Genomic DNA, 6,493 nt, shown 5'->3' on the forward strand with positions numbered 1-6,493 from the left:
AGATGGTTTTCGTCCACGCCCCTGTCGGAGAGGATCAGGATATTCGCTCCCGCGGCGCTCGCCTTGTCCGCTTCCACATACAGGCGGCGTATCGCCTTGCTGAGTTTGGTGTTTTTATAGTACAGGATCGGGATCTCGGCGACCTTGAAGCCGGGCAGGTTCATCCTCTTGAGCTTGAGTATTCCGGTGGAGGTCAGGATCGGATTGACGACCTTGATAACCTTGCAGTTATCCGCCTTTTCTTCCAGCAGGTTGCCGTCCTTGCCGATATAGATCGTGGTAGAGGTGACGATCTTTTCACGCAGCGCGTCAATCGGCGGGTTGGTCACCTGCGCGAAATTCTGCTTGAAATAATCGAACAGCGGCTGCGGTTGATCGGACAAGACCGCGAGCGGTTTATCAGATCCCATTGCGGCGATCGGCTCCGCGCCGTTCTGCGCCATTGGCAGGATGGACGTCATCACATCCTCATAGGTGTAACCGAATGCCTTTTGCAGGCGGCGGCGTTCTTCTCTGTGATGCTCCTCCACCTTGGCGTTCGGCACCTTCAGGTATTTCAGGCGCGTCAGGTTGCTGTCGAGCCATTCGCCGTAGGGAGCTTTTGAGGCGTAATGCCGTTTGACTTCTTCGTCGCTTAATAATCTTCCCTGCACGGTGTCCACGAGCAGCATCTTGCCCGGATGGAGGCGCTCCTTCTTCACGATTCTTTCAGAGGGGATCGGCAGGGCTCCGACCTCGGAGCTCAGGATCAGATGATCGTCGTCAGTGATATAGTATCTGGACGGCCTCAGTCCGTTTCTGTCGAGCACCGCGCCCATCATATCGCCGTCCGAGAACAGGATCGACGCGGGACCGTCCCACGGCTCCATCATCGTCGCGTAGTATTGATAAAAGTCGCGTTCCTTTTGCGAGATCGCGTCGTTGTTGTCCCACGGCTCTGGAATAGTGATCATCACGGCAAGCGGCAGCTCCATTCCACTCATCACCAAGAATTCCAAGGTGTTATCCAAGCGTGCGGAATCCGAGCCGTCGGGATTTATGACCGGAAGCACCTTGTCCATATCGCCCATTAGATATTGCGAAGCCATATTTTCTTCACGCGCGAGCATCTTGTCGCTGTTGCCGCGGATCGTGTTGATCTCGCCGTTATGCACGATCATACGGTTCGGATGCGCTTTCTGCCAGCTCGGGAAGGTGTTGGTCGAAAAGCGCGAATGCACCAGAGCGATCGCGCTCTCATAAACTTCATCCGCTAAATCGAGGTAAAACCGCCTGAGATCGCCGACGAGGAACATGCCCTTATACACGATCGTCCTCGACGACAGCGAGGCGACATAGGTGCCCTCATTGCTCTGCTCAAAGGAGCGCCGCACGACATACAGCTTGCGGTCAAAGTCGATCCCGCGCTTGATATCCTGAGGGCGGTTGATGAAGCACTGCTCGATATCAGGCATACACTCCCGCGCCTTGCTGCCGATCGCGTCAGGATCGCAGGGGACTTCTCGCCACCCTAAAACGGCTAAGCCCTCCTTTTCCGCGATGATCTCGAACATCTTCTTCGCCTGATTGCGCCGAAGCTCATTTTGAGGGAAGAAGAACATACCGACTGCGTAATCTCGCTTTGCGCCGATCGGAATGTTCAGTTCCTGTGCCGTCCTTTGGAAAAAGCGGTCTGAGATCTGGAGCAGGATTCCGACGCCGTCGCCGGTCTTGCCCTCTGCATCCTTACCGGCACGGTGCTCTAAGGTCTCGACGATCGTCAGGGCGTTGTCGACCGTGGTATGCGAGGGCTTGCCCTTGATGTTGACGACCGCGCCGATACCGCAGTTATCGTGCTCAAAGCACTCTCGATAGAGAAGGTTATTTGTGTTATTCATATGACCCTTCCTTTCCGATGATCATTTGATAAAAAGAGCGGCTGCCTCACCTGAGCGGTGAGACAGCCTTTAGTCAATTATTGCAACTTTGCAAGGAGCTGCTCGCGTGTTAGGTTCGCGTTGCGTGAAATCTCATCATTGGGAATCACTCTGAGGATCTTGTCGTTGTAGCGGGAGACCAGCACAGCGGCTTTCTCTCCGTTTATATCAATAAAGGTTTCTGTTGTTTTTTCGTCAAGCGGTACCTGTTTTTTGAGGTTGGCTTTCTCTGTCAGCGCGCCTGTCGGACAGAGCTGCACGCACAGTCCGCAGTTGTTGCACTTGGTCTGATCGAGCGGGAGCGCGAAGGCGGGGGCAGGCTCGGTGGTGAAGCCTCTGCCCATCAAGCCGAGGGCGTGGATATCCATGACCTCGCGGCAAGAGCGCACGCACAGTCCGCAGAGAATACATTTCGCCGTGTTGCGCTCGATGAAGGCGTTTTCGTCGCGGGTGTACTTTTGCGGCATCTCACCCTTGAAGCGGCTCGGGTCGATGTCGTATCTCTGTGCTACGTTGAGCAACTTACATTTATAATACTCGCGGCAGCCGCATTCTAAGCAGCGGCTTGCTTCCGCCTGCGCTTCTTCCTCGGTGAAGCCTAAGCTGACTTCATCAAAGTTCTTATTACGTACGTCGGGTGCTAAAACCTTCGGATTCAGGCGCGCCTGTTTCTCTCTGTCGGAGTAATCGATCGTCGCTTCGTCACGCTTGGAGATATACGGAACGCGCGTGTCAAGGCGCTGACCGTTCAGATACGCGTCAACCGCCTTTGCACAGCGGTCAGCCTCGCCGATCGCTTCGATCGCGATGGACGCGCCGCGGTTGGTCGCGTCGCCGATTGCGAATACACCGTCAATGCTGGTGGTGAAGAAGTCGGGGTCGGCTTCGATGTTGCCGCGGTCGTTGAGCTTTAGCTCGCTGACGTCGCCCTGCACCAGCTTTTGACCTATGGCGAGGATAACGCTGTCGAGCGGGATCTCCTCGGTCTTGCCCTCTACGGGAACAGGTCTGCGGCGACCCGACGCGTCGGGTTCGCCGAGCTCCATGATCTGCAAGGTCACGGATTTCAGCTTGCCGTTCTCGTCGTTGAAGGAGATCGGATTGGTGAGGAACTTGTAGATCACGCCCTCTTCCTCCGCTTCGTCGATCTCGAGCGCGTCGGCGGGCATTTCGTTTCTGGTTCTGCGGTAGATGACATATACTTCTTTCGCACCAAGTCGGACAGCGGTTCTGCAAGCGTCCATCGCGGTATTGCCGCCGCCGCAAATGGCAACGCGCTCACCGATTGCGGGAGGATTACCCTGTATGACCGCACGGAGGAAATCGATTCCGCCGTAAACGCCCTCGAGGTCTTCGCCCGGGGTACGCATGGAAGAAGATTTCCACGCGCCGACGGCGACGATCACCGCGTCGTTCTCGGCTTTTAATGACTGAATGGTAAAGTCCTTGCCGAGCTTCACATTATTGACGAGCTTCACGCCGGATTTTTCAATAATGGCGATCTCTTTATCTAAGACCTCTTTGGGAAGTCTGTACTGGGGGATGCCGTATCTGAGCATACCGCCCATCTTCTCCATCATGTCATAAACGGTGACGGAATGACCCATGATGTTCAGATAATACGCCGCAGTCAGTCCCGCGGGACCGCCGCCTACAATTGCGATTGTTTTTCCGGTTCGCACCATAACGTCCGGTAAATAACTCTCTTTGTTGAGGTCGATATCCGCGGCAAAGGCTTTGAGCTGTGCGATATTGATCGGCTCTTCCACGTTTTTACGGCGGCAGGCCTTTTCGCACGGATGGGGACATACTCTGCCGATTGAAGCGGGGAGCGGAATCTTGTTCTTGATCAACTTTATTGCGCTGTCGTATTCGCCGTTAGCGATCAGTCCGACATAGCCCTGGCAGTCGGTTCTCGCGGGACAGTTGAGCTGACACGGCGCGACGCAGTCGCCGTCATGTGCTGACATCAACAGCTCCATGGCGATCTTTCTGGATTGCACCACGCGTGGTGATTCCGTGTTGATGACCATGCCCTCGCTGACCTTCGCGGAGCAGGAGCGCAGAAGCTTCGGGATTCCCTCAGCCTCCACCACGCACAGACCGCACGCGCCGTAGATCTCCACCGCCTTGTCATAGCAAAGGGTAGGAATGTCGATACCGTTCGCTCTCGCGGCTTCTAAGATCGTTGCGCCCTCGGGGGCTTGAATCGCTTTTCCGTTTATCGTTAAATTGATCATTCTTACCCCTCCTTTACGCTTTTACTACCGCGTCAAAGCGGCATACGGAATAACATTTTCCGCACTTGATACACTTGTTTATATCTATTGTATGGGGATTCTTTACTGTACCGGTGATAGCGTTCACAGGACAATTGCGTGCGCACAAGGTACAGCCCCTGCACTTATCCGCGTTGATACTGTATTCGATCAGATCGGAGCATTCGCCCGCGGGACACTTTTTGTCCTTGATGTGAGCTTCATACTCGTCACGGAAATATTTGATGGTGGTGAGTACCGGGTTCGGCGCTGTCTGACCGAGACCGCAGAGAGCGCCGTCCTTGATGGCGTAACACAGCTCTTCGAGCAGTTCGATATCTCCCTCTTTGCCCTCGCCCTTGGTGATACGCTCTAACATTTCGAGCATTCTCTTGGTGCCGATACGGCAGTGGATGCATTTGCCGCAGCTTTCCTTGGCGGTGAAATCGAGGAAGAATTTTGCCATACCGACCATGCAGGTGCTCTCGTCCATGACGACCATACCGCCCGAGCCCATAATCGCGCCGGTAGCGCCGAGAGCTTTGTAGTCGATAACGGTGTCTATTAAGGAGGCGGGAATACAACCGCCGGAGGGACCGCCCATCTGAACAGCCTTGAAGGGCTTGTCGGTCTTCATACCGCCGCCGATGTCGAAAATGACGTCGCGGAGCGTCTTGCCCATGGGGATTTCAACCAGACCCGAGCGCTTGACCTTACCTGTGACGGCAAAGACTTTGGTGCCTTTAGAACCTTCTGTACCCATCGCGGCGAAGGCTTCGCCGCCGTTATTGATGATCCAAGCGACGTTGGCGAAGGTCTCGACGTTGTTGATGTTACTGGGCTTTCTCCAAAAGCCGCTTTGTGCGGGGAACGGCGGCTTCAAGCGCGGCATACCTCTGTGACCCTCTAAACTCTCGATCAGGGCGGTTTCTTCACCGCAGACGAACGCGCCCGCGCCCGCTTTGATCATAAAGTCGCAGGAGAAGTCAGTACCGAAGATATTCTTGCCGATGATGCCTTTTTCACGTGCTTGTTCCAAAGCATTCTTTAAACGCTTGATGGCGAGCGGATATTCCGCTCTGACATAGACGACCGCATGCTTTGCGCCGATGGCATACGCGCCGATCAGCATACCCTCGATGAGGTTGTGGGGGTCGGATTCGATGACCGCACGATCCATGAACGCGCCGGGGTCGCCCTCGTCGGCGTTGCAGATCAGGTACTTTTCCTCGCCCTCAGAGTTGCGGGCGGCGTTCCACTTGAACCATGTCGGGAAGCCCGCGCCGCCGCGACCCGCAAGCCCTGAGGTCTTGATGATGTCAATTACTTCCTCGGGAGTCATGCCGAGCGCTTTTTTGAGTGCTGTATAACCGTCTTTCTCGATATATTCCTCGATGATCTCGGGGTTGATGATACCGCAGTTGCGCAGTGCGATTCGAGTTTGTTTCGAGAGGAACTCGCTGTCCTCGTCGGTGACTGTAAGATTCTCAATCTTAGAGCGATCGCCTGCCTTGATGTACTCGGCGATTGCGGGAGCGTCACTCTCCGAAACCTTGACCAATCTGGTGAGCTTATCCTCGTCATAGATATCCACGATCGGCTCGAGGTAGCACATACCGATACAGCCGGTAATAGAGATAGAGGCTTCAATACTTTGAGAAAGAAGCGCCTTTCTAACCTTCTCCGCACCCGCGGCGATACCGCAGGAGCCCTGTCCGATGACGATTCTCATACTGCCGCCTCCCTTAGTTCTTTCAATATCTTTTTGGTCTTGTCGGGGGTGAGGGAGCCGTAGGTGTCCTCGTTGACCATCATGACGGGCGAGAGCGAGCAGCAGCCCAGACACGCCACGCATTTGAGCGAGAACAAGCCGTCCTCGGTGGTCTGACCGTCGTCGATATGCAGCTCATCCTTGATGGTCTGCAAAATGAGCTCGGAGCTGTTGACATGGCACGCCGTACCCTGACACAGCATGATAAGATATTTTCCGACAGGCTCAAAGCGGAACTGGGTGTAGAAGGTACCTACTCCCATGATCTCGCTGGTCGCGATACCTGTCCTCTCAGAGATACGCTCGATCGCAACCTTCGGCAGATAGCCGTAGATGTCCTGCGTGTGCTGTAAGATGGTGATAAGGCTGCCTTTGACGGAGGCGTATTCGTCGAGTACGCCGTCGAGCAGTGATAAGTCAATACATTTTTCCATACAAATTTCCTCTTTCTATTTACAGGAAAAGCGCACTCTCGCTTTTTCAGGAGAGCGCGCTATTGATATTGTGAGTAAAGAGCTTCTATCAGACGATGCCCTCTGCGAGCATAG

General features: G+C 54.7%; 4 protein-coding genes. All 4 read right to left on the minus strand.

Annotated elements, in window-relative coordinates:
* Window positions 1-1,877: glutamate synthase central domain-containing protein (locus R2I50_RS09775; RefSeq protein WP_316608955.1), on the minus strand; the 1,877-nt coding region annotated here is incomplete at its 3' end.
* Between the two features lie 77 nt (window positions 1,878-1,954).
* Window positions 1,955-4,156: an FAD-dependent oxidoreductase gene (locus tag R2I50_RS09780; RefSeq protein WP_316608956.1), complete on the minus strand. Its 2,202-nt coding sequence runs from the start codon at window positions 4,154-4,156 to the stop codon at window positions 1,955-1,957.
* 13 nt (window positions 4,157-4,169) lie between these two features.
* Window positions 4,170-5,906 carry an NADH-quinone oxidoreductase subunit NuoF gene (locus R2I50_RS09785; protein ID WP_316608957.1) on the minus strand — a complete coding sequence of 579 codons (1,737 nt, stop codon included), beginning with the start codon at window positions 5,904-5,906 and terminating at the stop codon, window positions 4,170-4,172.
* A complete protein-coding gene (gene nuoE, locus R2I50_RS09790) occupies window positions 5,903-6,379 on the minus strand; it encodes an NADH-quinone oxidoreductase subunit NuoE (RefSeq protein WP_316608958.1) in 477 nt (158 codons plus the stop codon). The genes R2I50_RS09785 and nuoE overlap by 4 nt, the downstream gene beginning before the upstream one ends.
* Window positions 6,380-6,493: the final 114 nt, after the last annotated feature.

The sequence above is a fragment of the uncultured Ruminococcus sp. genome (assembly GCA_902785355.1).
Classification (GTDB): Bacteria; Bacillota; Clostridia; order Oscillospirales; family Acutalibacteraceae; genus Ruminococcoides.

Excerpts from the sequence above, each read along its gene's own strand:
- R2I50_RS09780 (WP_316608956.1), bottom strand. The coding sequence starts at position 4,156 with ATGATCAATTTAACGATAAACGGAAAAGCGATTCAAGCCCCCGAGGGC.
- R2I50_RS09785 (WP_316608957.1), bottom strand. The coding sequence starts at position 5,906 with ATGAGAATCGTCATCGGACAGGGCTCCTGCGGTATCGCCGCGGGTGCG.
- nuoE (WP_316608958.1), bottom strand. The coding sequence starts at position 6,379 with ATGGAAAAATGTATTGACTTATCACTGCTCGACGGCGTACTCGACGAA.